22 protein-coding genes are annotated in these 24,911 nt (G+C 62.2%); 7 read left to right on the forward strand and 15 right to left on the reverse strand.

The window, feature by feature from the left end; translation table 11 throughout:
- Window positions 1-112 precede the first annotated feature (112 nt).
- The 9 genes from HZ994_14160 to HZ994_14200 form a co-directional block, all read right to left on the reverse strand.
- The gene (locus tag HZ994_14160; GenBank protein QTN33411.1) at window positions 113-553 is read right to left on the reverse strand and encodes a hypothetical protein; all 441 of its coding nucleotides are present in this window, start codon (window positions 551-553) and stop codon (window positions 113-115) included.
- 49 nt (window positions 554-602) lie between these two features.
- Window positions 603-1,088 (reverse strand): type II secretion system protein, encoded by a 486-nt coding sequence (locus HZ994_14165; protein ID QTN34405.1) that lies wholly within the window; start codon window positions 1,086-1,088, stop codon window positions 603-605.
- A gap of 80 nt (window positions 1,089-1,168) precedes the next feature.
- Window positions 1,169-2,455 carry a type II secretion system F family protein gene (locus HZ994_14170; GenBank protein ID QTN33412.1) on the reverse strand — a complete coding sequence of 429 codons (1,287 nt, stop codon included), beginning with the start codon at window positions 2,453-2,455 and terminating at the stop codon, window positions 1,169-1,171.
- A 92-nt stretch (window positions 2,456-2,547) separates the two neighbouring features.
- Complete coding sequence (locus HZ994_14175; GenBank protein QTN33413.1) at window positions 2,548-4,218, reverse strand: type II/IV secretion system protein; 1,671 nt, start codon at window positions 4,216-4,218, stop codon at window positions 2,548-2,550.
- A gap of 44 nt (window positions 4,219-4,262) precedes the next feature.
- Window positions 4,263-5,942: a Flp pilus assembly complex ATPase component TadA gene (gene tadA / locus HZ994_14180; protein ID QTN33414.1), complete on the reverse strand. Its 1,680-nt coding sequence runs from the start codon at window positions 5,940-5,942 to the stop codon at window positions 4,263-4,265.
- A gap of 140 nt (window positions 5,943-6,082) precedes the next feature.
- Window positions 6,083-7,033 (reverse strand): SAM-dependent methyltransferase, encoded by a 951-nt coding sequence (locus HZ994_14185; GenBank protein QTN33415.1) that lies wholly within the window; start codon window positions 7,031-7,033, stop codon window positions 6,083-6,085.
- An 88-nt stretch (window positions 7,034-7,121) separates the two neighbouring features.
- Window positions 7,122-7,373, reverse strand: coding sequence for a 30S ribosomal protein S16 (gene rpsP, locus HZ994_14190; protein QTN33416.1), 252 nt, complete (start codon window positions 7,371-7,373; stop codon window positions 7,122-7,124).
- 191 nt (window positions 7,374-7,564) lie between these two features.
- A complete protein-coding gene (locus HZ994_14195; GenBank protein QTN33417.1) occupies window positions 7,565-7,996 on the reverse strand; it encodes an exosortase system-associated protein, TIGR04073 family in 432 nt (143 codons plus the stop codon).
- A 70-nt stretch (window positions 7,997-8,066) separates the two neighbouring features.
- On the reverse strand, window positions 8,067-9,671 hold the full coding sequence (locus HZ994_14200) for a phosphoglycerate dehydrogenase (GenBank protein QTN33418.1): 1,605 nt from the start codon (window positions 9,669-9,671) through the stop codon (window positions 8,067-8,069).
- A gap of 220 nt (window positions 9,672-9,891) precedes the next feature.
- Here HZ994_14200 and HZ994_14205 point away from each other — a divergent pair, with 220 nt between their 5' ends.
- Window positions 9,892-11,712, forward strand: a complete 1,821-nt coding sequence (locus tag HZ994_14205; GenBank protein QTN33419.1) for an acyl-CoA dehydrogenase family protein — start codon at window positions 9,892-9,894, stop codon at window positions 11,710-11,712.
- A 34-nt stretch (window positions 11,713-11,746) separates the two neighbouring features.
- Here the strand turns inward: HZ994_14205 and HZ994_14210 are convergent, their stop codons facing one another.
- A complete protein-coding gene (locus HZ994_14210; GenBank protein ID QTN33420.1) occupies window positions 11,747-12,931 on the reverse strand; it encodes an RNA methyltransferase in 1,185 nt (394 codons plus the stop codon).
- Between the two features lie 151 nt (window positions 12,932-13,082).
- Between HZ994_14210 and HZ994_14215 the strand changes: the two genes are divergently transcribed.
- Complete coding sequence (locus HZ994_14215) at window positions 13,083-13,766, forward strand: DUF1275 domain-containing protein (protein QTN33421.1); 684 nt, start codon at window positions 13,083-13,085, stop codon at window positions 13,764-13,766.
- 9 nt (window positions 13,767-13,775) lie between these two features.
- Window positions 13,776-14,930 (forward strand): class I SAM-dependent rRNA methyltransferase, encoded by a 1,155-nt coding sequence (locus HZ994_14220; protein ID QTN33422.1) that lies wholly within the window; start codon window positions 13,776-13,778, stop codon window positions 14,928-14,930.
- A gap of 3 nt (window positions 14,931-14,933) precedes the next feature.
- Here the strand turns inward: HZ994_14220 and HZ994_14225 are convergent, their stop codons facing one another.
- The gene (locus HZ994_14225) at window positions 14,934-15,425 is read right to left on the reverse strand and encodes a hypothetical protein (GenBank protein QTN33423.1); all 492 of its coding nucleotides are present in this window, start codon (window positions 15,423-15,425) and stop codon (window positions 14,934-14,936) included.
- A gap of 140 nt (window positions 15,426-15,565) precedes the next feature.
- Here HZ994_14225 and argJ point away from each other — a divergent pair, with 140 nt between their 5' ends.
- The gene (argJ, locus tag HZ994_14230) at window positions 15,566-16,819 is read left to right on the forward strand and encodes a bifunctional glutamate N-acetyltransferase/amino-acid acetyltransferase ArgJ (GenBank protein ID QTN33424.1); all 1,254 of its coding nucleotides are present in this window, start codon (window positions 15,566-15,568) and stop codon (window positions 16,817-16,819) included.
- A gap of 163 nt (window positions 16,820-16,982) precedes the next feature.
- The gene (locus HZ994_14235) at window positions 16,983-18,929 is read left to right on the forward strand and encodes an alpha-glucosidase C-terminal domain-containing protein (GenBank protein QTN33425.1); all 1,947 of its coding nucleotides are present in this window, start codon (window positions 16,983-16,985) and stop codon (window positions 18,927-18,929) included.
- A gap of 6 nt (window positions 18,930-18,935) precedes the next feature.
- Here HZ994_14235 and HZ994_14240 read toward each other — a convergent pair whose 3' ends face one another.
- Complete coding sequence (locus tag HZ994_14240) at window positions 18,936-20,225, reverse strand: hypothetical protein (protein QTN33426.1); 1,290 nt, start codon at window positions 20,223-20,225, stop codon at window positions 18,936-18,938.
- Window positions 20,226-20,492: 267 nt separating this feature from the next.
- Between HZ994_14240 and HZ994_14245 the strand changes: the two genes are divergently transcribed.
- Window positions 20,493-21,038, forward strand: a complete 546-nt coding sequence (locus HZ994_14245) for a hypothetical protein (protein ID QTN33427.1) — start codon at window positions 20,493-20,495, stop codon at window positions 21,036-21,038.
- Between the two features lie 72 nt (window positions 21,039-21,110).
- On the opposite strand, the gene HZ994_14250 is transcribed toward HZ994_14245, so the two are convergent.
- On the reverse strand, window positions 21,111-22,574 hold the full coding sequence (locus HZ994_14250; protein QTN33428.1) for a sulfatase: 1,464 nt from the start codon (window positions 22,572-22,574) through the stop codon (window positions 21,111-21,113).
- A 224-nt stretch (window positions 22,575-22,798) separates the two neighbouring features.
- Between HZ994_14250 and HZ994_14255 the strand changes: the two genes are divergently transcribed.
- Window positions 22,799-22,972 carry a hypothetical protein gene (locus tag HZ994_14255; protein QTN33429.1) on the forward strand — a complete coding sequence of 58 codons (174 nt, stop codon included), beginning with the start codon at window positions 22,799-22,801 and terminating at the stop codon, window positions 22,970-22,972.
- 14 nt (window positions 22,973-22,986) lie between these two features.
- Here the strand turns inward: HZ994_14255 and HZ994_14260 are convergent, their stop codons facing one another.
- On the reverse strand, window positions 22,987-23,793 hold the full coding sequence (locus HZ994_14260; protein ID QTN33430.1) for a TIGR03943 family protein: 807 nt from the start codon (window positions 23,791-23,793) through the stop codon (window positions 22,987-22,989).
- Window positions 23,790-24,788 carry a permease gene (locus HZ994_14265; GenBank protein QTN33431.1) on the reverse strand — a complete coding sequence of 333 codons (999 nt, stop codon included), beginning with the start codon at window positions 24,786-24,788 and terminating at the stop codon, window positions 23,790-23,792. Before HZ994_14265 ends, HZ994_14260 begins: the two co-directional genes overlap by 4 nt.
- Window positions 24,789-24,911 lie beyond the last annotated feature (123 nt).

Below are 24,911 nucleotides of genomic sequence, written 5' to 3' on the forward strand. Positions count from 1 at the left end.
AAGGGGTGGCTGCACCGTGATGCCGGGTAAGAGCGGAGGAAACCGCCGGCGCCTGAGGCTTGGGGTGCCGGGGCAGCGGAATGCAACCATTCCTTGTTCTTGCGGTGGGGGATCAGCTGCGCCTTCCTGCTTCCTCAAGGAAAATCTCGGAGAGCCGGAAGCAGCGGCGGGCGAGTTCGCGGGCTTCGTTGTCCCCGATGAGGGCGACACCTTCCTCGCTGACCTCGGCAAGGAAGATTTTCCATGCGTTTTTCGCGATTTTTTCGGGATCGGGCTTGCGGCGGGGTGGTTGCTGGGGGCGTTGGCCGCCGCTGGTTTCGGCTTTGCCTTCCGGGAGCTTGCCTTCGACGGTGGCGGAGGTTTCCTCGGCGACCAAAACATCCTCTTCCCTGGGGGATTTCCCCTTGCGACGGCGGCGGGATTTCTTCTTTGCCACCTCTGCGGTTTCTGGGGCTTCGGGCTTTCCGGAGGGATCGGGCGATTGCTTGGGATTCTTGTTGGAGACCCTGCGAACCTTGGGTTTCTCCGGAGAGGGTTGTGTATCTTCTGGCATGTGTTGCGTGTGTGGAACCGTAGGGGAGCCGGGCGAACCAGGCTGCGGCTCAGTTCCTCATGTCATCAGGGGTGTCCTCTGTGGCGTCCTTTCCTTTCGATAGGATATCGAAATCAGGGTTCTTGGCCTTGGGATCCGAGCCGATGCGGTAGATGTATTCACCTCCCCAGGGATCCATGATTTTCACGTTGGCACCGGTTCCCTCCGTCCAGCCCTGCTTGTTGTTGATCGGATCGAGCTGGTTTACGTAGATTTTGCCGGGAGGCGTTGCGTTGGCGGGATCCCAGTAAAGGATCCTGTAGAGGCTGTTGGAGTTGCCGGCCGGCGGATAGTCGCCGTTGTCGAGCTTGTAGTCCTCCAGGGCGTTGTCCAGAAGGCTGATCTGGATCGCCGCCTGTGAGAGCGCCTGTTTCTGGGTGACGTAGTTGAAACCGCCGACCGAGAGGGCGGCGAGGATCACGATGATGGTGATGACCACCAGCAGCTCGATGAGGGTGAAGCCCTTTGCCGGGGAGTGGGAGAGGTTCGTTTTCATGGGTTTTTGCGGATTGGCGTTTTACGACGGGGCAAGATAACCCGGTTGAGGTTGTGTTTCACCCGGAAAATGCAGGCGTGTCACTGTTCGCTCATCGTCTGGATCATCTTGATGAGCGGCAGGAACAGAGCGAAGACGACGGCACCGACCACGAGGGCGAGGATGACGATCATGATAGGCTCAAGGATCGAGGTGAGTGCGGTGACGGCGTTGTCAACCTCATCGTCGTACACATCGGCGACCTTCAGGAGCATTTCCGGGAGCTGCCCGGTTTCCTCGCCGACGTCCACCATGGAGATGACCATGTTCGGGAAGACGCCGCTGGCCGAAAGGGGTGTGACGATGGATTCACCTTCCTTGACGGCCTCGTGGACCTTGGAGATGGCGTCCGAGATGATGACGTTGCCTGCGGTGTCGCGGGTGATGTTGAGGGCTTGCAGGATGGGGACGCCGGAGGTGACGAGGGTGCCGAGCGTTCGTGCGAAGCGGGAGACGGCGGACTTGCGCTGGATGTCACCGAAGATGGGGAGGTGGAGCTTGGCCTTGTCGATGAACTGCCGCCCGCCCTTGGTGCGGCCGAGTGCGGTGAGGCCGGCGTAGATTCCGCCGGCCGCGACGAAGAGCCAGACGACGTTGGGTATTCCGAGGATCTGCCTTCCAAGGCAGAACTCCGAGAAGCCGAAGACGATCTGGGAGATGAGCGGCAGGGCGTCATCGGTTTCCTCGAACATCTCCTTGAATTTCGGGACGATGAAAATCATCAGGAAGATGAGGATGGCGATGGCGATGAAGATCACGATGGCCGGATAGACCATGGCGGAAACGATCTTGTTCTTGAGCTTCTGGGCCTTTTCCTGGTATTCGGCGAGACGGTTGAGGACGACTTCGAGAACACCGCCGAGCTCACCGGCCTTGACCATGTTCACGTAGAGCTTGTTGAACATCCTCGGGTGCTGGGCGAGGGACTCGGAGAAGGTGGAGCCGCCCTGGACGGAATCGGCGAGGGCGCTGATGGTGGATTTCAGGCCGGGGTTCGGCTCCTGTTTTCCGAGGACGGTGAGGGAGCGGAGGAGCGGAAGGCCGGAATCGATGAGCGTTGCGAGCTGGCGGGTGAAGACCATGAGCACCTTGGGCTTCACGGTTGCCTTGCCGGTGGCCATGGCCTTGCCCTTGGGCTTCTTGAGTGCGGTGCGCTTGGCCGCGATCTTGGCCTTGCCGGGCCCGGCCTTCCCTTCCTCGGAGATCTGCGTCGGATAGAGGCCTTGGGCGCGGAGTTTCTGGATGGCTTCAGCTTCGGTGGCTGCGGCGACGCTTCCGTCGGCCTGCTCACCTTTTGCATCGAGGGCTGAGTAAATGAAATTTGGCATTGGGGTTTGGTTGGGAGTTTCCGGAAGGATGGCGATTGTATGCGGTTTGGCGATGGAAAAGTTGGGTGAAATTCGAGCGGGGGGGAAGCAGTTCAGGTGTATTTGAGGACTTCCTCGATGGTTGTCTTGCCGAGGTAGATGTTGCGCAGGCCGTCCTCCCGGAGGGTGTTCATGCCAAGCTCGATGGCTTTCTGTTTGAGGACGACGCTGGGTGCGCGGTTGGTGATCAGCTCGCGGATGGGTTCGGTGATGTTGAGGAGCTCGTAGAGGCCGGCGCGGCCTCGGTAGCCGGACTGGCCGCAGACCTCGCAGCCGGAGCCGGTGTAGAACTGCTTGTCTCCGAGTTCGTGGGGCGAGACCCCGAGCTGCGAGAGGATGGCCTCGTTGGGTTCGTAGGGAGACTTGCAATCCTTGCAGATGGTGCGGACGAGGCGCTGTCCAAGGACGCCCTCCAGGGATGCGGCGACGAGGAAAGGCTCGCAGCCCATGTCGATGAGACGGGTGACGGCGCCGGGGGCGTCATTGGTGTGGAGGGTGGAAAGCACAAGGTGACCGGTGAGGGCTGCCTGGATGGCGATGGTGGCGGTTTCCTTGTCGCGCATTTCCCCGATCATGATGCGATCCGGGTCCTGGCGTAGGAAGGCGCGGAGGATGCGCGGGAAATCGAGGCCGATGGCCTCGTTGATGGGGATCTGGATGATGCCGTCGATGTCGTATTCGACGGGATCCTCGGCGGTGAGGAGCTTTGCGTCGATGGTGTTGATGCGGCGCAGGCCGGCGTAGAGCGTGGTGGTCTTGCCCGCCCCTGTCGGGCCGGTGACGATGAAGATGCCGTTGGGTTTCTCGATGGTCTCGCCGATGTATTCGTAGATGGCATCGGGCAGGCCGAGGTTTTCCAGCGAGAGGTTGACCGAGGAGCGGTCGAGCACCCGGAGAACGACGGACTCGCCGTGGTGTGTGGGGAGCGTGGAGACGCGCATGTCCACCTGTTTCTCGCCGATCTGCTTGACGATGCGCCCGTCCTGCGGGATGCGGCGCTCGGCGATGTTCATGTTCGCCATGACCTTGACGCGTGACAGGATGGGCAGCGCGAGGTGCACCGGCGGCGGGGCCATCTCATAAAGTGCGCCATCGACGCGGTAGCGGATCTTGAAATCCTTCTCAAAGGGCTCGAAGTGGATGTCCGAGGCTTTTTCCTTGATCGCCTGGTAAAGCACCAGATCAACATAGCGGATGATGGGGGCGGAGTTGGCCTCGGCCTCGGCGTTCTCCGGGTTGAATTCCTCGGCCCCGCTGTCGAGCTGGGAGAGGATGTCGTCCATCGCGCGGCCTTCGCCGCCGTAGCATTCGTTGATCTTCGCCTCGACGAGGTAGTCGGGGGCGATCACCACGACGATCTCGCGGCCGAGCGCGAAGCGGAGGTCTTCGACGGTCTGCGGGTTGAGCGGATCGACGAGGGCGAGGTGGAGGCCCTGGTCGTCGAAGTTGACGGGAAAGGCGCCGTGGAGGCGGGCGGTGCCGGCTGGCACGAGATCGAGGAGGGCGTCGGGCGGGGTCCAGTTTTTCAGGTCCACCAGGGTGGCCCCAAGCTCGGAAGCCACGACGGGCCAGACATCGTCGCGGGATTGGATGACCTGGAAGTCCGCGAGGAGTTCGGGCACGCTTTTGCCGCTGTTTTCGACCTCGGCGAGGATTTCCTCGGAGAGCGAGGCATCAATGAGGCCACGGGATTGGAAAAGTTCTAGGAGTTGGCGGTTGTCCATTTTTGGGTAAAAGCTGAGACGCTGAAATTCTGAGACGCGGAAATCTAGTCGAAGTCGCCCATGGTTGCGTGGACGACCTCGGAGCCGGATGTGAGGCCGGATAGGACTTTTCGGATGCCGTCCTCGCGTAGGGTTCGCATGCCCAGCTCGCGGGCGCGGCGGCGGAGCTGGCTGGTGGTGAGGCCGGTGTTGATCATCGCGCGCACCTCGTCGTCGATGTTGAAGAGTTCGAAGATGCCCATTCGGCCGCGGTATCCGTTGCGGCGGCATTTCTCGCAGCCGACGGGGCCGTAGATGGAGGCGTCCGCAGTGCGGGAGGCGTCGAGGTTGAGGGCGCGCATATCCTTTTCGGAAAGCTCGGCAGGTGCCTTGCAGACGGGGCAGAGCTTGCGGACGAGGCGCTGTGCGAGGATGGAGCGGACGGCGGAGGCGATGAGGAAGGGCTTGACCCCGATATCGGCGAGGCGGGCGACGGCGGAGGGTGCGTCGTTGGTGTGAAGGGTGGAGAAGACGAGGTGGCCGGTGAGGGATGCGTTGATGGCGATGTTTGCCGTTTCCGCATCCCGGATTTCCCCGATCATGATGATGTTCGGTGCCTGGCGGAGCATGGCGCGGAGGGCGGCCCCGAAGGTCATGCCGATCTCGGATTTCACCATCACCTGATTGATGCCGGGCAGCTCGTACTCGACGGGATCCTCGACGGTGATGATCTTCTTGTCCGGCTTGTTGATGACGTTGAGGCAGGCGTAAAGTGTCGTGGTTTTTCCAGAACCCGTCGGGCCGGTGACGAGGATGATGCCGTCGGGCAGGCCGAGCAGCTCCTCGAACTTCGCCTGGTCGTCGGAGAAGAAGCCGAGCTCGGGCAGTCCGAGAAGCAGGGCGGTCTTGTCGAGGATACGCATGACGATGGATTCGCCGTGGTTCGAGGGGACGGAGGAAACGCGGAGATCGACTTCCTTTTCGCCCATCTTGAGCTGGATGCGGCCGTCCTGGGGGAGGCGTTTTTCCGCGATGGACATGCTGCCGCTCATGACCTTGAGGCGGGCGATGATGGCGGGGAGGAGTTTTTTCGGGTGGGTGTCCACGTGGACGAGCTTTCCGTCGAGGCGGTAGCGGATGCGCACGGAAGTCTCAAGGGGCTCGATGTGGATGTCGGAGGCGCGCAGGCGGAAGGCTTCCGTGAGGGTCTGCTGTACGAGCTTGATGATGGGGGCGTCGCTGGCTTCGGAGCCGGCCTCGGAATCGCCGGTGGAGACCTGGAAGGAGTCGTCGGGGGAGCTGCTGCGCTTTTCCTCGACGTTGTAGAACTGCATCAGGTGGTGGTTGATGTCAGTGTGGGTGGCGCAGGCGAGATTCAGCTCGCGCCCAAGGACGTGCGGCAGGCTGTCGAGCGTTTCGAAATCGAGCGGGTCGGCGACGGCGACGGTGAGGTACATGCCGTCGTCGGAGACAGGGATGGCGCGGTATCTGCGGGCGATGTCCTCGGATACGGTGAGGATGACGGAGGGGTCGAAATGGAAGCTGGCGAGGTCAACGAAGGGGACGCCGGCATTTGCGGCGAGGGTCTCGGCGACCTGTGATTCGGTCAGCGGGGTGGTGTTGATGAGGTGCTGGATGATCGTCTCGCTGCCGCTCAGGGAAGCGCGTGCGGTGCGGATCTGTTCCGGGTCGATGATGCCGCTTTCCGCGAGCAGTTCTGCGAGATAGTCTTCGTTTGAGAACACGGGGATATGGGTCTTGTAAGGTCTGAAGGGGCTTGTGAGCAGGGGATTTTACCCATCACACGGCGCGAAGATGGGCAAAGGGCGGGAGAGTGTCAACCAACCACATCGCGAAATGCGGCGGGGAGGAATCATTTGCCGATTCATAGCCTCTCCTGTGACAAGGCCATGAAATTGCCCGCCGCCTCCATGAGGTGGTCGCCGCCGGCTGCCGTGTAGCGGCGGATGAAACGTCCGAGGGCCTCCGGATCGCGGGCTCCGAGCCATGCTGCGGGCCATTGTGAGAGATCGGTGAAATTTACATCGGCGGTGATGTCGCGGAGTCCGGGATTCTGATAGATCTCCGCGCCGCAGCTGCGCTGGTGCAGGAAGTATGCGCGGAGGCTTCCGCCGGGACGGCGGTGATAGAGGGTTTCCGCAGTGGTGCCGTAGTCGATGGTGAGCATTTTCCCGCGCTTCCAGCCGGGCAGCCAGGATTCGAGCCACAGGCGGTATGAATCGTGGATCTCGACGCGCTGGCCATCGGGGAAATCGAGTTTGAAAGCCGAGGATGGAGGTAGCCCGGCGGGTGGCAGCAGGATCTCGGCAGGCTGTCCGGAGGAGTGCACGAGTGCGACCTCGCGCCATTCTCCGTTGGATTTCTCGAAAAGCCGGCATGGGAACGCATCGACGAGTTCGTTGGAAAAAATCACCGCGTTGCCGGAACACGCGGCCAGCGCGCCGTGGATGCGGGTGTGGTGGGAAACCTTTTTCCCAAGCAGCTCCGCCTGCCGCTTTGCAAGGGCGGGCGAGGATTCCACGAGATGGAAGCGTGTCCGCAGCCGGAGGGTGAAAGGCAGCCTGCGCATGACCTGCCCGGAGAGCGTCCCGAGGCCGGGGCCGATCTCGATCACGTGGCGGGTTCCGGTTTCGCGTAGTGCCTCCGCCACCCATCCTGCAATCGCTTCCCCCGGTGCCTCGGATAACTGCGGTGCGGTGGTGAAATCGCCACGCGCGCCGATGCCGCGGATGTTGCGTGCGTAGTAGCCGCGCACCGGATCATGGAGCGCCCGCGCCATGAAATGCTCGAAGGTTTCTGGATTCCCGGGGTCCAATGTGCTGGCGGCTGTTTGCCTGAAAAGGAACAACCGCGAACCCGAGGGTGCGCGGTTGTTTGAAGATATCCCTGCTGGTACGCCTGGCTTACTTCGCGGCGGCGGTGCGCGCCTTGCGAATGAAGCTGTTCACGGTCTCGGATGGCTTGGCGCCAACGGCGAGCCATTTGTCGGCCTTCGCGAGATCGATCTCGTAGTTGGTGCCCTCGACGAGGGGATCGTAGGTGCCGATCTGCTCGATGTAGCGGCCGTCGCGGCGCTTGCGGCTGTCCACGGCTACGATCTTGTAGTAAGGGCGGTCTTTGGTGCCCTTGCGGTTGAGGCGGAGAGAAACTGACATGATATGGCTTGGTGCGGGATTGCCCGTTTTCGGGCGGGCGCGGAGCTTGCTGCAAATCCGGGATGGCGACAAGCGAAATTTTGATAAGTTTTGGGCCGGGTTTGGGCCGGTGGAAAAGGGGTGTCCCGGCAAAAAAGAACCCGGCAGGCCGAAGCCTCCGGGTTCCGAGGAAAAGTCCCTTGAGCCGGGCATCAGTATTTCTGAACGCGGACGTGTCCGAAGTAGGACTCGGCGCCGAGTTCCGGCGGGAATTCGGAGAGCCCGTCGTAGACGTTCATGTCCACGCGGTTGTCGGTGCCGCATTTCTCGTAAGGTGGCTTGAAGGTGCCGCGGTAGGTCGGGCAGGTGAAGGTGAAAAGCTCGTAGAAGCCGTAGCCGAGGCGGCGGAATGCGCGCTGCGTGCCGTCAACCGCACCATAAGACCAGCCCGCCTTGCGGCCATGCTGCTCCGACCTGCGGACGACCATTTCCGGGATCTCGATCACCCCGTAGAGGATGTTGCTGATTGCGCGGCCGAGCTTGCGGGTGGAAGTGTACTGGGAGCCGGGAGGCGCCTGGATATCCGCTGCGGCGAATCCGGTGAGGACGAGCAGGGCGGTGGCGGTGACAAGGAGTTTTTTCATGCTTGGGGATACGCTAAAGAGCCGGTGCTGGGATTGGCAAGGAGAAGTTTGGAGAAAAAGCCGCTTTCTTTCACAGGCTGATGCCGGTGGCGGAAGTCACTCCGGGGATGGCACGGATCGCTTCCATGACCTCGCCGGGCAACGCGCCGTCGAGCTCGATGATGGAGAGGGCGTTGCGCTGCGATTTGTCGCGCGCCAAGGAGAGGTTCGCGATGTTCTGGTTGGAGTTTCCCAGCACGGTTCCGACGGCTCCGACGATTCCCGGGCGGTCGTCGTTGCGGACGATGAGGAAATGCCCCTTGATAGGCGTGTCCACGAAGAGGCGGTCGATCTCCACGATGCGCGGGCTGCGCCCGATGATCGTGCCGGCCACGCGGAATTTCTCGTCTCCCTTGCGCAGCTCGGCGACGAGGAGGTCGTTGAACTCGGTCTGTGCGCTGATCGTGGACTCGACGAGATCCAGGCCCATGGATTTCGCGATGGCGGGGGCGTTGACAAGGTTCACCTGGCCATCGGGACGCGAGCACTCGAGCAGTTTGTAGAGCGCGGTGCGGGAAATCAGGCCGGTGTCCTTGGTGGCGAGGTCGCCGTGGTAGGAAACGCGGATCGAGTCCGGGTTGGCTGGGCCGAGCTTCGCAAGCAGTGCGCCGAGCGCGGCGGCGAGATCGAGGTAAGGGCCGATCGCGGCGAGCGCGGCGGCATCGAGCGAGGGCATGTTGATCGCGTTGCGGATTTCGCCGGTGGTGAGGAAATCGCGGATCTGGATGGCGACCTCGATGCCGACGTTTTCCTGCGCCTCGTTCGTCGAGGCACCGAGGTGGGGCGTGAAGGCGACGTGTTTCTTCAGGCCGAAGAGAGGGTGGTCTGCGGAGGGCGGCTCGGTTTCGAACACATCCAGTGCGCAGCCGGCGATGTGGCCCGAGTCGATGGCGTCCTTGAGCGCCGCCTCGTCGATGAGGCCGCCGCGGGCGCAGTTCACGATGAGGGCGCCCTTGTTCATGAGGGCGATGCGCTCCCTGTTCATCAGGTGGTTGGTGTCGTCGGTAAGAGGGACATGGAGCGTGACGACATCCGCCCCGGTGAGCGCTGCATCCGGGGACTCTGCGAGGGTCACCTTGAGCTCGCGGGCGCGGGATTCCGTCAGGAAAGGGTCGTAGGCGACGACGTCCATGTTGAAGGCCTGGGCGCGTTTCGCGAACTCGCTGCCGATGCGGCCCATGCCGATCACGGCGAGCCGCTTGCCGTTCAGCTCGATGCCCTGGAAGGCCTTGCGGGCGGCGTTGAAATCCCCAGCCAGGACACCCGCGTGCGCCGGGCCGATGTTCCGTGCGGCGGAAAGCATGAGTGTGAAGGCGTGTTCCGCGGTGGAGATCGTGTTTCCGGTGGGGGTGTTCATCACGATCACCCCGTGGTCGGTCGCGGCCTCGCGGTCGATGTTGTCCACGCCTACGCCGGCCCGGCCTATTGCCTTGAGGTTCTTTGCGGCGGCGAGGATCTCGCGGGTCACCTTGGTCTGCGAGCGGACCACCAAGCCGTGGTAATCGCCGATGATTTTCACAAGCTCCTCGGGGGCAAGCCCGGTGTTCACATCGACGGTGATTCCTTCGGCGGTGCGCAGGGCTTCCACGCCTTTTTCGGAAATGGGATCGGAGACAAGGACTCGGTAGTTGCTCATGGGGCGCCCTCCGTAGTCGCGTTGCCCGCGACTGGCAAGAGGAAGTGTGGCAAAAAAGAAGAAAAACATAAAAATAGATATATAAACAAAGATCCATGGGTTCCCGGGGGTGTCGGAACGGAATGCGGAGCCCGGCAGCGGGAAGCATGGAATCCGCGAAAATTCGCGTTCATTCGGGTCGATTTTCGGTTACAATTCCGAGTCAAAGCCCCACATAGCCATGTCCGACTCCATCATCGACACCACGAAAATGACCGCAGGCCAGCGCGCCGCCCTCGAGCTTGCGGAATCCTCCCGCGACACCCGCGAACTCTCCGGCTTCGCCGCTTCGATCTTCGATGGGGCGCCCGATTTCGGGTCTATCTTTCCTTTCCCGGTCCAGACCGAGGGCGACAGGAAAAAAGGCGACGTCTTCCTCGGCAAGCTAACCGCCTTTCTCAGGAACGAGACCGACCCCGATGCCATCGACGCGGAGGGTGAGATTCCGGAAAGCGTCTTCACCGGACTCGCCGAAATGGGGGCGATGGGCATCAAGATCCCCGAGGAGTATGGCGGCCTCGGTCTCTCGCAGACGAACTATTCCCGCGCCGCGATGTTGCTGGGAAGCCATTGCGGGAATCTGACAGCCCTGCTCTCCGCGCACCAATCCATAGGCCTTCCCCAGCCGCTGCTCGTCTTCGGCAGCGATGCGCAGAAGGAAAAGTATCTGACCAAGTGTGCCGCAGGCGGCATCTCCGCCTTCGCCCTGACGGAGAAGGAGGTCGGCTCCGATCCGGCCCGTATGAAGACCGAGGCCGTCCTCTCCGCAGATGGCACCCATTACACGCTCAGCGGGGAGAAGCTGTGGTGCACGAATTCGCTCAAAGCCTTCGCCCTCATCGTCATGGCGCGCACGCCGACGCCCGAGAAACCCCATGCAACCACGGCATTCATCGTGGACATGGATCAGCCCGGCGTCGAGATCGTCACGCGTTGCCATTTCATGGGGCTCAGGGCGCTCTACAATGGGGTTGTGCGGTTCACCGATGTGAAAGTCCCCGTGGAAAACATCGTCGGCGGGGTCGGCAAAGGCCTCAAGGTGGCGCTCACCACCCTCAACACCGGCCGCCTCACCCTGCCCGCCGCCTGCGCCGGCCTGTTGGGGCGTTCACTCGAGATGGCCCTCGCCTGGGCATCCACCCGGGTCCAGTGGGGCCAGGAAATCGGCAAGCATGCCGCGATCGCCGCGAGGCTCGCCGACCTCGCCGCCGACAAGTTCGCCACCGAATCCCTTGTGCTCTACACCTCCGCCCTGGTCGATGCCGACAAGGACGCCGACATCCGAATGGAGGCCGCCATGGCCAAGCTCTGGGGCACCGAGGCCGGCTGGAAAGGGGCCGACTCCACGATGCAGATCAAGGGCGGGCGCGGCTACGAGACCGCCAGCTCCCTGCGCGCCCGCGGCGAAAGCCCGGATCCCATTGAGCGAAATCTCCGCGACTCCCGCATCAACACGATTTTCGAGGGCTCGACGGAGATCATGCACCTGTTCATTGCCCGCGAAGCCCTCGATCCCCATCTCCGCCGCGGTGCCGCGGTGCTCGACAGCCGCAAGGAATTCGCCGTCCGTTTCCAGACAGCCCTCAGCGCAGGCATTTTCTACTCCCTCTGGTATCCAAAAAAATACCTACCCATCGCCAACGGCCTGCCGGCAGACCTTGATACCCAGCTCGCCCGCTCATTGCGGAAAGCCGCCGCCCTTTCCCGCAAGCTCGCCCGTACGATCCTCCACAGCATGGCCCGCTACGGCCCGGCGCTTGAGAAAAGGCAGCTCATCCTCGCCCGCCTGGTGGACATCGCCACCGAGCTGCTCACCATCTCGCTCTCCGCTGCGCGCGCCCATGCCCTTGGGGACCGCGAGTCGCTGCAAACGGCGCGCTACATCGCCAAGCGGGGGATCACGCGCTGCGAAGCGCTGTTTTCCGAGATCGGAACAGCGCCCGACGACGAGGGTTACCGCCTGGCGCAGGAGCTGATGGGGAAACAAAGGGAAGCGTTTTGAAGTCCGGCCCTCAGATGATTTGGTGATGGTCAAGCTACCGTTTCTCCAATAGCGAGGCGTGGAAGCCGTCGTGGCCGGTCTCGGAGGGGAAGAGGTTGGTTTGGGAAATGAGTCGGAACTCGCCGGGGCGTTTTTCGAGGAAGCGGGCGATCTGATCCTGGTTTTCCGAGGGGAGGATGGAGCAGGTGGCGTAGAGGAGCTTGCCGCCGGGTTTGAGCATTTTCGGGTATTCGGCGAGGAGCTGGGCTTGGATGGAGCAGACGCGGTCGATGGCGGCGGGCTTGAGGCGCCATTTGAGGTCAGGTTGGCGTTTCAGGGTGCCGAGGCCGGAGCAGGGGGAGTCGATGAGCAGGGAGTCGGCGATGTTTTCGAAATCGGCGGGGGTGGTTTCGGTGATGGCTTTCGGGGAAATCTCGGTGGCGCGGGCGCTCTTCGCGCGCTTCTTGAGTGCATCGAGTTTTTTCTGGTCAACGTCCATGGCGAAGATCCGGGCTTCGTTTTTCGAGAGGGCGCAGAGGTGGAGGGCTTTTCCGCCGGCACCGGAGCAGGCGTCGATGATGCGCTCGCCGGGCTGTGGATCGAGGAGCGGGGAAATAGATTGCGAGGAGGGATCCTGGATCTCGATGCGGCCGTCGAGGCGGAGGGATTTAGGCAGCATTTTCCCGGGAAGGAGTGCGAGGGCGTGAGGGTGTCCGGGGAGGGTGGTCGTTTCGACGTTGTTTTCTGCAAGCCATGCCCGGGCTTCCTCGACGGTGGAAAGGAGGGTGTTGACGCGGAGGAAGACGGAGGGTTTTTGGTTCAGGGCGATGAGCTGGGGCTCCCAGAGGTCGCCGAGTTCGGATTCGCCGAGCTGGTCGAGCCAGTCGGGGATGGATTGGCGGATGGCTCGGGGTTGGCCGGCGATGAGTGGCTGGCGGGCGAGGATTTCATCGGCGGGGAGACCGTTGTAGGTGTGCCACTCCGGGAGTTCGTAGCCCATCAGCAGCCACTGGGCGGTGAGGATGGAGTTGGTTTCCTCGGAATCGACGAGGAAGGAGAGGGCGCGGCGCCAGCGGGTGGCCTCGAAGAGGGATTCGGCGACGAAGTTGCGGTCGCGTTTCCCCCATTTCGGGTTTGCATCGAATGCGGCGGCGAGTTCGTGGTCGAGGACGCGATGGTTGACGAGGACGGACTTGGCGATCTCGAGGGTGGAGGCGCAGAGGTGGCGGTGTAACTTCATAAGTTCAAATTCCGAATTTCAAACCCCTGGGGAGAGGTTGGTGGGGGACGGTGGCAGGTTGGGGATGCGGCGGCAAGGCGCGGGAATGGGCTTTGATGCGCCTTGCGGCCGGCGGGTTGGGGGATAGGGTGGGTGTGCGGGGTTTTCCGCAATGAAAGCGATGTATGTTCAGAGGGTGATACTGGCGGGCGGGTGTTGCCTGGCGTTCGGGGCGGCGTTCGCAAACATCGGGGTGGTGCTGGAGACCGGTATTTCGGTGAGCCATCTGACGGGGGATATCTCCAGGGTGTCGATGGATCTTTCGCACCCTTCGCCGGTGATGCTGAGGGAGGCGCTGTTGGTTGGCGGGGCGGCGCTGTCCTTTCTGCTGGGCGCGTTTCTGGCAGGTTTCCTGATCCACCATCCGACATTGGATTTCGCGCGTCCGTATGGCAGGACGGTCACGGGGATCGGTATGCTGCTCATCGCTTCCGGGCTGCTGATTCCGGCATATCCTTTGGCAGGCATCGCGCTCGCTGCGTTCGGGTGCGGGATACAGAACTCGCTGGCATCGAGCTACAGGGGGATTGTTTTGCGCACCACGCACCTGACGGGCCTGATGACCGATTTCGGAGTCGCGCTGGGGATGAAGGCGCGGGGCTGTGAGGTGAACTCGAGCAGGTTCGTCGTGCCGGGCTTGCTGATTGTATCGTTTTTCCTGGGCGGGGTGGTTTCCGGGGTGGTGTTTTTCTCAGGGAAATACGACGTCATCGTGCTCGCGGGCTGCGGGTATGTTCTGGCGGGGCTGGCCTGGAGCGTAGGGAAGCGGGTTGCAAAGCGGGGCGGGGTGTGGTGAGGATGCGGCGTGGCTACGGTTCAACTGAAGTATCAGACATTCCATCCCTCGATCTGGCCGAAGATGGTGGGCGAGGTTTCGCGGGATGCAAAGGCGGGGGATTTGGTTGAGGTGATAGGGAAGCAGGGAACGAGGTTCGGCTGGGGCATCTGGAATCCGAAGGCGCGGATGCCGCTGCGGGTGGTGAGCCACAGTTTGGAGGATCTCGACGAGACTTTTTTTGAAAGGGCGATCATCAGGGCGGGGGAGCTGCGGAGAGGAATCCTGAAGCTTGATGGCGAAACGGAATGCTACCGCTGCATCCACGGCGATGCGGATTTCCTTCCGGGGATCGTGGCGGACAAGTTCGGCGACGTGCTCTCGGTGGAGATCACGGCGCTGGGGGCGTGGATGCGGCTGGAGGGCTGGCTGCCGCTGATGCATGAGGCCTTCGGGACATCGCGCGTGGTGGTGCAGGTGGATGCGGATCTTGCGAGGATCGAGGGGATCCCCAGGACGGGCGGTGTAGAAAGCGACAAGGTGCGGCTGGTGAAAGTGGTGGAGAGCGGGGTGAGGTATGAGATCGACTTCACCACCGGCCACAAGACCGGTTTTTTCTGCGACCAGCGGGACAACCGGAAAAAATTCCGTGGCATCGTGGAGGGGAAATCGGTTCTGGACCTCTGCTGCTACTCGGGTGGTTTCTCGATTTCCGCCGCGCTGGGCGGTGCCACTGATGTCACCGCCGTGGATCTCGACGAGGCGGCGGTGGCGATGGCCAAGCGCAATGCGAACCTCAACGATGCGAAGGTGAAGCTCACCCACGCCGATGCGTTCACCTGGGTGCGGACGATGATCGAGAACGGCCGCAAGTGGGATGTGGTGATGGTGGATCCGCCGAAGTTCATGTTCGGGAAAGAGGATGAGACCGGCTACGCGAAATACCACGACCTCAACAAGCTCGCAGCGCAGCTTGTGGAAAAGGACGGGGTGCTGGTCACCTGTTCATGCTCCGGCCAGCTCGGCGTGGAGGCTTTCGAAAACATCGTGACGAACGTGATCCACCGCCAGGACAGGCGGCTGCAGGTCTTTGACAGGACGGGGGCCGGCGGCGACCATCCGACGCTATCGAACTACCCGGAGTCCCGCTACCTCAAGGCGGTGTGGGGTCGGGTGATCGGGTAGCTCTCAATAGACCGGCTCGATGTCATGCTGGTAGGCTGCGGCGGGTGATGTCGGCGAAGCGGTTTCGCCCGAGCGGCTCCATCCGCGGCGGGGGGCTTCGGTCGTGAGCTTCGCATCGAAGTCCGAGAAGGCCGCGTCGAAGGACTTCCGCGCGACCCCATCGCGGCCGATGAGCGGGATCCCTGCGGCGCGCCCCTCGGCTGCGAGGATCGTTTCCTCGCCTTCGCTCAGGCCGATGCGGGTGGTCGTATTCACCGGGCCCTCGGACATGGTGAAATCGAGCTGGAGCTCGCCCTTGCCGCTGCGGACGGGCACGAGGCCTTCTCGGCGCAGAGCGGTGTCGATCTCCGGGACGAAGCCGCGCTCGCGCTCCGAGAGTTTTTCCGGCATGCCGACGGTCGTGGAGCCGCCGGGCGAAAACGGAGTGCGGCTGGTGAAGCAGGAGCAGAGCGACAGCGAGCAAATTGCGGCGAGTGGGAAGGTGTGGAATTTCATGTGCGGATTTCTTAGCCGGGAATTTCCGGAAATCAAGAGGCGGTGAGCGGGCTTTTTTTGATAAGGTTCCCCTCGATCGGGGGGAATTGCTTGTGCTGCACCCGCCCGAGACGGTAGCGTTCGCCTTGAGTTTGTTCCGAATGGATTTTCCTATCACAAGAATCAAGGGCGGCGTGGGAGCGGCGAAGGGTTTTCTCACTTCCGCGCTGGCCTGCGGGATCAAGAATCCCGACGCCGTGCGTCTGGATCTTGCTCTTGTCTATTCGGAAGGCAAATGCGCATCCGCGGGAACCTTCACGACGAACAAGGTCAAGGCCGCGCCCGTCCGCGTGTCCCAGGCGCACCTGCGCAAAGGCACCCTTCGCGCCGTCATCGTCAACTCCGGGAATGCCAACGCATGCACCGGATTGCAGGGCATCCGCGATGCCACATCCATGTGCGAGGACACCGCGAAAGGCCTGGGACTCAAGAAGACCGATGTCGGCGTCTGCTCCACCGGTGTCATCGGCCTGCCCATGCCTATGGTGCGCATCACGCCCAACATCCCGGACTTGGTAAAAGGGCTCTCCAAGAAAAAGGGCAACGATTTCGCCAAGGCCATCATCACCAGCGACACCCATGAGAAGGAGGTCGCCATCTCCTTCGACATCGGCGAGCACCGGGTGCGCATCGGCGGCTGCGTGAAAGGCGCGGGGATGATCTCGCCGAGCATGGCGACGATGCTCTGCTTTATCACCACCGATGCGAACCTCTCCAAGGAGTGCCTGCAGAAGGCCGTCAGCGAGGCGGTGGAGGAAAGCTTCAACCGCATCACCATCGACGGCGACATGAGCACCAACGACTCTGTCATCGTGCTTGCCAACGGCGCCTCCGGGATGCCCGTCGCCCGCCGCAACGGCTCCGCCTGCGGGCAGTTCCGCAACGCCCTGAAATGGGTCATGCTGGAGCTTGCGAAAGCCGTCGTCCGAGATGGCGAGCGGGTGACGAAATTCGTGACGGTGAACGTGAAAGGCGCCCGCACCCACCTCGATGCGAAGAAGGTCGCGGAGGCCGTCTGCAAAAGCGCCCTGGTCAAATCCTCATGGAATGGCGGCGATCCGAACTGGGGCCGCATCATCCACGCCGTCGGCTACTCCCGGGCAAGGATCCGGGAGGAACTCATCGACATCTTCATCGGAGGGAAACCGGCCTGCCTGGGCGGCCTGCAGGCGGAGACGCCGATGGACGAGCTACGCAACGCGGTGGCCGCAGCGGAGTTCACGATCGACATCGCACTCAACCAGGGAGAGGCGGAATACACGATGTACTCCAGCGATCTCTCTCCGGAATATGTCGATTTCAACCGCTCCGAATACGCCTACTGGAAGCAGGCGCGGAAAGACGGGCTGGTGTGACCTGAAGCCCCCAAGGCCTGGCTCTGAGGGAAGGCGACAGGCGGCGGGACGGCGTTTCCACGGACTGCCACGCGGCGCGGAAGCGACCAAGGGGTTGCCCCGCTGCGGCATTGCTGGCATAGTGATCGCATCGAGGTCGCTCAGCGGCCGCTACACACCGCCTATGATTACCTACTCCGATGCCACGCCCACCGCCCGCGAAAGCCGCCTGACACTTGCCAGGCTGATCCCCCGGTTGCACAAGGCCTTCCCGGATGAGGTTGACACGGCGGAGTGGCACGCTTTCGAGGCGCGGCTCGATGACCATTTCCCCGTCCTCTTCGACCTTCTCTGGCGCATCTACGGGCCGGGCTACGACTTTTTCTTTCATGTCGAGGCCATCGTCCAGACGGCAGCCCACGCGTGGCTGGAGCGCGATGCGGACCTGAAGAGCCTGGATGCGATCCGCGAGGGGCATCCCCATTGGTACCAGTCGAACCGCGTGGTCGGCGCGATGGCCTACGTGGATCTGTTTTCCGGGGATCTTGCCGGTCTCCGCGACAAGATCCCCTACCTCAACGAACTTGGCGTGACCTACCTGCACCTGATGCCGCTTTTCAGAAGCCCGGCCGGCGATGATGACGGCGGCTATGCGATCAGCAGCTACCGCGAGCTGGATCCCGCTGTCGGCACCATGGATGACCTGCGCGAGCTTTCCGCGGAGCTGCGGCGGCAGGGCATGAGCCTGGTGCTTGATTTCGTTTTCAACCATACCTCCGACGAGCACGAGTGGGCGCTGAAGGCGCAGGAGGGCGACGAGGAATTCCGGAAGTATTACCGTATGTTCCCGGATCGCACCGAGCCGGACCAGTATGAGAAAACGCTGCGACCGATTTTCCCCGATGCGCATCCCGGCTCCTTCACCTACCGCACATCCATGGGGCAGTGGATCTGGACGACGTTCAACAATTTCCAATGGGATCTCAATTACGCGAACCCCCTGGTCTTCAACGCGATGGCCGGCGAGATGCTCCACCTCGCCAATGCGGGGGTGGAGATGGTGCGGATGGATGCCGTGCCGTTCCTGTGGAAGGAGAAAGGCACCTCCTGCGAGAACCTGGAGAAAGCCCACCTGCTCATCCAGGCGTTCAACTGCCTCGCCCGCATCTCCGCGCCGGCTCTCATCTTCAAATCCGAGGCCATTGTCGCGCCGGACGAGATCAAGAGATACGTCTCCGAGGAGGAGTGCCACCTTTCCTACAACCCGCCGCTCATGGTGCAGCTGTGGAATTCGATCGCCACCCGCGATGCGAGGATCATCTCCCATTGCCTGCCGAAGCGCTTCCAGCTCCCCAACGGCTGTTCATGGGTGAACTACATCCGCTGCCACGACGACATCGGCTGGGGTTTCGAGGATCGCGATCTCTGGGAGATCGGCATCAACCCGGGCGATCACCGCTGGTTCCTGAACCGCTTCTTTTCCGGGGAGGGCGATAGCTTTGCGCGCGGGAAGCTCTTCCAGCACAACCCGCAGACGGGCGATGCGCGGATCTGCGGCACGCTCGCCTCGCTCTGCGGGCTTGAGAAAGCGCTTTTCGAAAAGGACGATCACCAGGCCGAGATGGCGGTGCGGCGCATCCTCCTGCTGCACGGGATCATCTTCACCGTCGGGGGCATCCCGCTCATTTACCTCGGCGATGAGATCGGGCAGCTCAACGATTACGATTACCACAACGATCCCGCCAAGGACGGGGACGACCGCTGGATGCACCGCCCGGCCTTCGATTGGGAAAAGGCGGAGCGGCGCAAGGAGCCGGAAAGCGTCGAGGCGCGCATCTTCGCGGGCATACTGAAATTTTCCCAGATACGGAAAAACAACCACGCCTTCCAAGAGTGCCACACGGAGTTCGTCGATACGGGCAACCACCACGTCTTCGGCTACTTCCGCAGCTACGGCGGCCAGAGCATCCTCTGCCTCGCGAACTTTTCCGAGCACCCTCAGGATCTACCCGCCACCCGCCTGCGCCAGCTCGGGATGCGCAAGACCTTCACCGACATTGTCGCCGGGAAATCCATCGTCGCCACCCAGAAGCTGACGCTCGAGCCGCTGCAGTTCGCGGCGCTGCTGTGAGCGGGGTCACCCTGTCGGCGAGCCTAGATCCTTGGCGATTTCCTCGATGAGGGGAACGCCGGCATATTCGGTGGCCAGCTTCTCCGCGGCCTTCTGTGTCTGCGGGGTCGTGAATTTCCTCCTGGATCCTACCCTTGCCCCACCGTCACCGTATAGTTTCTCCGAAAACCCATCGATGGCCGCAAGCCCTGCGGTGTAGCGGGCGTTGATGGGGTCCGCCCCGAGTTTCTCTAACAGCTTGGCGACGGGTGCGGCATTCGCCCCGGCGATCTGGTATTCCTCGGTGAGAAACGTGCACCAGTAATGGGCCCGGTATGGCTCTTTCTCGCTTAGCCCTCTCGCCCAGGTGATGAGGGATGCCTCGAAATCGAGGCGCTCGGCATCGAACTCGGACTCCTTTTTCCTGTCGCCCAGGTATCGCCCGTTGAGCCACAGGATGCCCTCCACGCCGATCCACGCGGGGCCGCCGTCGTGGCCTCCCGGGTGGAGGCGGTGGAAGCCGCGGTCCTTGAATTCAACGATCGCCCCGGCCGTCGCGTAGCGGTTGTAATCCCTCGTCCCGCCGATCCCGTAGCAATATTGTCCCTTTTCGAAAGTCCCGTCATGGGAATATCCGATGAGCGGCATGTTGCCGGCGGACTTGATCCGCAGGGCGTTGTAGAAGGACATCGCGCCGCCGCCGGAGCCGCCGGTGAAATAGACGCGGTTTTCGTCGATGGGCAGGTTTGCGATGAGGTGTTCCACGCAGCGCTTAGCGTGGTCATGGTTCGCCTCGAAGCTTTGCCCGTTCTTCGATTCCACGCATGAGGCAAGGATCCATCCGGCCAGCTCGGCGGCTTCGGCATACATCTTCGCGGAGTTCGCGTTCCCGCCGCCCGCGCCGGTGTGGAGCATCAGCGGAGTCTTGCGCCCCTGGCGCAGCGTTTTTGGGAGGTAAACGTGATAGTGGGAGCCGCCGCCCGCATCGATGGGGCCGGAGACCTCCCCCACAGGATGCGGCAAACCGTCTGTCAGGGGTGCCGCCCCGCTGTCCGTCGGCTGCCCCGGTTCCGGCTCCTTGATGGCGAAGTGCGCCTTGAGGAACTCCCTGTCCTGTTCCGAAAGCTTGTCCATCGGCACGACAAGCGCCCGCCCGTCCGCCGCCTTCATGGAAACCTGCCCGTTCACCACCTTCTCCGCAGTGGCCTCGATGGTTGTTCCGGCCGTGGATTTCCAGGCACGCATCCCGGTCGGCTCCGCCATTGCGAAGGCAGTGAGCAGGGAAAGCGGGAGAATGAGCTTTGCGATACTTGTCATGCGATAGGAACAAATCTAGCAGGACGGGGTATTGGTGACAAGAAGGATGGTGCCCCATATCCGGGGCGTGCTTGGGTGTTTCCCGAGTCGTCGCAACGGTGACATGACACCGGGGGAGTAGGAAATCCGCTTGCGGCCCTCCGGTGTTCTGGCAATCCTAACCAACAATATCCGTGGGGTTTGACATATCGAACAAAGGATATCCAGCAAAGCGAATGGCCAAGATGAAGATCCGATTTTCGCCAGGGGAACCACCGTCCATACGCCATGAAAACATATCAATCCATATTTGCAGCGCAGGTCCTGATGGTCTCGGCCTGCACGACAGCCGTTGATAATCGGCATGTGTCGGCTTCGGGAAAGTATGAGATCAGGTTCTTTGAAGCCAAGGGTGAATCGGATTCCCGCTACCAGATCAGAAACCGGGGGCGTCCCAACCTTCATTATCCGTCGCCAGGTGGTGCGACGCCGCTTGCCAGCGAGTACATTTCCTGGAGTCCGACAGAGAAGACGTGTGCGATCATTGAGAGACGCCCCGGATCGATAGGGCTGCCAAACGGCACAGGTTTGATCCGGATTCTCTACATCGTGAGCATTGCCGAAAATTCGGGATATCATCAGATCTACATGCGCCCCTTTGAGGTGCTGCATTTCAATGATGAGAAGGTTAGGGTGCTATCGGTTTCCGATGAGGTTTTGAGGTTTCGATCTGCAAGCGGGCGGATCACAAAAGAGTTCGGCATTGATGCCATGGTTGAAGAGAGCCACAGGCAATATGCACTGAACCTCAAGGATGATGAGATTCTGGACTAGATTCCCAGCGTCGCATCGCACAGCAACCCTGTCCTTTCTGTGAAAGGCGAGGGGGATTGGCGGAAGGCTGCCTCAGCGCTTCTTGCGGTTTGGCTTGGGCTTGGAGGCGTATTCCTTGCTGACCCTCAGTGTAGTTTCCGCAGCGACGGATGGGTCGTCGCGTTTCTCAAAGGCATCCGCAAAGGGGTCGCCGCTTGATTTCAGCAGGGCGAGCAGCTCGCCGCGCATCGATTCGATCTCCGCCTTGTGGGCGGGGTCGGCGATGAGGTTCCTGCGCTCGCAGCGGTCTTCGGTGAGGTCGTAGAATTCCTCGGGCGTGCGGTGGAGGTAGAAGTCGGTGCGCGCGGCGAGGGCGGGATCGGTTTTCCCGGCTTCCTGCATCGCCTTCCAGGTGAGGCCGGCCATGTTCTCGGTGTGATATTTTTTCTTCCCGTCGCTCCATGCGTTCCAGATGTAGGCCCTGTCCTTGGTGCGGATGCAGCGCATCGGCAGCCAGTTGTTCCCGAAGGCGGCGTTGTAGAAGGTGAAGACCACATCCCAGCCGGGGAGTTTTCCGCCGCGCAGGACGGGCAGGAACGAGCGGCCGTCTATGCCGGGGATGGCGGGCAGGCCGACCGATTCCAGCAGGGTTGGCGCGAGGTCGATGGTGGAGACGAGGTGATCGGAATCGACTGTCCCGGCCTTCACCCTGCCCGGCCAGCGGATGATGAGGGAACCGCGGGAGCTGTTCTCGTAGTTGTTGGATTTTGCGAAGGGGAAGGACATGCCGTGATCGCCGCCGTAGAAGACGACCAAGGTGTTTTGGGCGAATCCCTCCTCTTCGAGCACCTTGAGCACCGATCCCAACGCATCGTCGAGGCGGCGCACGTTGGTGTAGTAGCCAGCCAGCTCGCGGCGCACCTCCGGGAGGTTTTCGAGGAAATCCGGCACGTCGGTGATTTCCTCCGGCTTGATCCAGCGGCTCGGGGCCTCGCCTTGGGCGAGATCGTCGGGGCCGCGCATCCCGATGAAAGGGCGGTGCGGGTCGTAGCAGTTCACGTTGTGGAAAAACGGTTTCCCCTGTGCGCGGGCCATACGCAGGAATTTCCGGGTCGCCTCGGCGAGTTTCTGCGGGTGGCGGCTGATCGAATCGTCCGCCACATCGACGCGGAATTTCCCGGTCGGCTGGTGGTGCCTTCCTTTTCCGAACATGGATATGAGGTAGCCTGCGTCATGCAGCTGTTCGTTGAGGGTGCGCACCTCTGGCTTGATCGGGAAGAAGCCCATGGAGCCGTTGCGGTGCGGATAACACCCGGTCTGGATGATCTGCCGCACCGGCTGGCAGACGGCGACGGTGGAGTAGGCATACTCGAACCTCATGCCCTGGGCGGCGAGCTTGTCCACATTCGGCGTGAGGTCTCGGATCGGCCCACCGCAGACAGCGGTCGAGTCGAAGTTCATGTCATCCGAGGTGAAGAAGAGGATGTTGAGCTTTGGCTCGGCGGCCTGGAGGCAAGTGAGCGTCAGCAGGGCGGAGGCGAGGGCGATGAGCTTCATTGCGGCATGGGCGGGAAAATCGGATTCGCATTTTCCACCGGGCGAGCATGGCCGGGATTCCTGCCGATACAACCAAACAACTCTGCGGCTTGTCCTCACCCATGCTTGACCTGAGGGCGTGGCTGTGAAGCTTGCGTAAGCATGAGGACCCTTCTTTTTCTCGTTTCGACCGTTCCCTTCCCGGTGCGGGCTCTGGCGATCTTTCCGAGGAGGAAGGAGTGCCGATGGCCATCTCCGATGCCGGCGGGTATCTCGACAAGCCTTACAACATCATCCCCGCCCATCCCGCCGATCCGAATGCGGACAATGGCCTCTCGCTCGATCTCAAGCATTTCGAGCAGGGCGGGAGTGTCTCACATGCGACGGAACGAATCGGTTTCATCGGCGCAGCGGATTGACGGCGGGCATGCCCCTATTGCCGCAGGAATTTCTCCTCCTCCGGCACCTCGGCGGCGGTGGCTCGATCCACCACCAGGACGGCGCGCAGGGTGCCTTCCTCTTCGGGGAAGGTCATGGTGCCGGCGACTTTCACCCAGCCGTTTTCCGGGAGCATGGGAGGTTTTTTGCCGAACTCCAGGATGATGGGGATGGCGCGGGAATCCGCCACGCAGCAGGTCATGAACATGCGGTAGAGCCTCATGCGGGTGCCATCCGGGTTGTTGACCTTTTCCTCGATGATGCGGCCTTCGGACTCGACCTTCAGGCCGCCCATAATCGCCTGCAGCTCCCTGTCGCCGGTGGCGAAGTAGAGCTCCATGAGGTTGAACTCAAGGTAACCGTCGGCGGTTTTCCGGTGGCTTTTCTCGATCTCCTCCAGGGTCAGCGGTGGCAGGGAGGAAGCGAGGAACGAAGGCTGCACATCCTCGTAGAGGCCTTTGCGGGCGAGGGTGGCCTCGGAGAACTGGTCTTTCGTCCATACGCTGGAGAGGCCGACGGGCAGCACCATGAGCAGTAGCGCGGCGAGGGGATTCATGTCACCGCCCTCGTGGTCATGCTCCTCCCCGTGGGCATGGTCGTGGCCGCAATCGGCCTCGCGGCTTGCGGTGAGGAGATTGAAAAGCCCCATGACCGCCAGACCCAGGCCGCCGGCGAGGGCAATTGGGCGGAAGTCCGGCGCGAGGTATTTCACGATGCGGCCGGACTGGTAGAAGTAGAGGATGCAAGCGGCCCATAGCAGGACGGCGAGGGAGAAGAGTGTGCGGCGTGCGACCGGGGTCATGGCATGCCCCCTTTCGCGATGAACATTTCCCATGCCACGGCCACCAGCCAGATCACCGTGAAGAGGGAGGCGGAGAGGGCGAGGATGAATTTCTTGCGGAGCACCGTCTGATAGAGGAAGACGAGCTTCACATCGAGCATGGGGCCGAGGACGAGGAAGGCGAGCTTGGCGGACCATGTGAACTTGGCCAGCGTGGCGGCGATGAAGGCATCCGAGGTGCTGCACAGGCTGAGGATGAAGGCGAGCGCCATGAGCGCAGCGGGGGCCGCGAACATGTTCCCCGCAAGGCCGTCCAGCCACACGGCGCCGGGAGCGATGCCGGTGTTGAACAGCGCGGTGATCGCCACGCCTATGGTGAAATACACGCCGACATCGACGAAATCCTTCTGTGCGGAGCGCATCGCGGCAATGAGCCGGGAGTCGTCCGCCGCGGGCTGATGGTGGTGGTGCGAATGATCGTGGTGGTCGTGGTGATCGTGGCCGCAGCAGGGGTGGGAGTCGTGAGCTTCTTGCTGTGCCTCGTCTTTCTCGATGGAGTCCACGATGCTTTTGCGCAGCACCTTCCTAACAGAAATCCTTGCCACCACGAGACCCACGCCCACCGCCACCAGGTAGCCCAGCAGCATCCGCCCGCCTGTCATCATCCAAGGGGCCTGGCCCTGGAAGGCCTTCCATGTGCTCAGTGCGGTGATCGGGTTCACGATGGGTGCGGCGAGCATGTAGGTCAGGGCGCAGCTCATCGGCAGGCCTTTGCCGACGAGCCGCCGTATCACCGGGACGACGGCGCACTCGCAAACGGGGAACACCGCGCCGAGCAGGCCGGCGCTCATCACGGCCAGGGTTTTGTTTTTCGGGAGGAAGCGATCCATCGCGCCCTTGGGCAGGTAGATGTCGATGAAGCCGCTGATCACAGTCCCCAGAAGGATGAACGGAGCGCCCTCAAAAAGGATGCTCAGGAACGCCAATGCGAAATCCTGCCGTGCGTCGCCGTTCATATGCCGGGAAGGAAAGCCCCGACCATGCCGCTGCGTCAAACACGATCCATGCGGCGGCGCATCTTCCCCCGCCATCATTTGCGTTCCTTTTCGGTTGCCCGGAGGCGCTGGTTTGCTAGCTTC

The organism is Akkermansiaceae bacterium, from assembly GCA_017798145.1.
GTDB lineage: Bacteria > Verrucomicrobiota > Verrucomicrobiia > Verrucomicrobiales > Akkermansiaceae > Luteolibacter.

Bases quoted from the DNA above. Each gene is read 5' to 3' on its own strand.
- HZ994_14160 (QTN33411.1), bottom strand. From the start codon at position 553: ATGCCAGAAGATACACAACCCTCTCCGGAGAAACCCAAGGTTCGCAGG.
- HZ994_14165 (QTN34405.1), bottom strand. From the start codon at position 1,088: ATGAAAACGAACCTCTCCCACTCCCCGGCAAAGGGCTTCACCCTCATC.
- HZ994_14170 (QTN33412.1), bottom strand. From the start codon at position 2,455: ATGCCAAATTTCATTTACTCAGCCCTCGATGCAAAAGGTGAGCAGGCC.
- HZ994_14175 (QTN33413.1), bottom strand. From the start codon at position 4,218: ATGGACAACCGCCAACTCCTAGAACTTTTCCAATCCCGTGGCCTCATT.
- rpsP (QTN33416.1), bottom strand. From the start codon at position 7,373: ATGTCAGTTTCTCTCCGCCTCAACCGCAAGGGCACCAAAGACCGCCCT.
- HZ994_14195 (QTN33417.1), bottom strand. From the start codon at position 7,996: ATGAAAAAACTCCTTGTCACCGCCACCGCCCTGCTCGTCCTCACCGGA.
- HZ994_14200 (QTN33418.1), bottom strand. From the start codon at position 9,671: ATGAGCAACTACCGAGTCCTTGTCTCCGATCCCATTTCCGAAAAAGGC.
- HZ994_14205 (QTN33419.1), top strand. From the start codon at position 9,892: ATGTCCGACTCCATCATCGACACCACGAAAATGACCGCAGGCCAGCGC.
- HZ994_14210 (QTN33420.1), bottom strand. From the start codon at position 12,931: ATGAAGTTACACCGCCACCTCTGCGCCTCCACCCTCGAGATCGCCAAG.
- HZ994_14215 (QTN33421.1), top strand. From the start codon at position 13,083: ATGAAAGCGATGTATGTTCAGAGGGTGATACTGGCGGGCGGGTGTTGC.
- HZ994_14225 (QTN33423.1), bottom strand. From the start codon at position 15,425: ATGAAATTCCACACCTTCCCACTCGCCGCAATTTGCTCGCTGTCGCTC.
- argJ (QTN33424.1), top strand. From the start codon at position 15,566: ATGGATTTTCCTATCACAAGAATCAAGGGCGGCGTGGGAGCGGCGAAG.
- HZ994_14235 (QTN33425.1), top strand. From the start codon at position 16,983: ATGATTACCTACTCCGATGCCACGCCCACCGCCCGCGAAAGCCGCCTG.
- HZ994_14240 (QTN33426.1), bottom strand. From the start codon at position 20,225: ATGACAAGTATCGCAAAGCTCATTCTCCCGCTTTCCCTGCTCACTGCC.
- HZ994_14245 (QTN33427.1), top strand. From the start codon at position 20,493: ATGAAAACATATCAATCCATATTTGCAGCGCAGGTCCTGATGGTCTCG.
- HZ994_14250 (QTN33428.1), bottom strand. From the start codon at position 22,574: ATGAAGCTCATCGCCCTCGCCTCCGCCCTGCTGACGCTCACTTGCCTC.
- HZ994_14255 (QTN33429.1), top strand. From the start codon at position 22,799: ATGGCCATCTCCGATGCCGGCGGGTATCTCGACAAGCCTTACAACATC.
- HZ994_14260 (QTN33430.1), bottom strand. From the start codon at position 23,793: ATGACCCCGGTCGCACGCCGCACACTCTTCTCCCTCGCCGTCCTGCTA.
- HZ994_14265 (QTN33431.1), bottom strand. From the start codon at position 24,788: ATGAACGGCGACGCACGGCAGGATTTCGCATTGGCGTTCCTGAGCATC.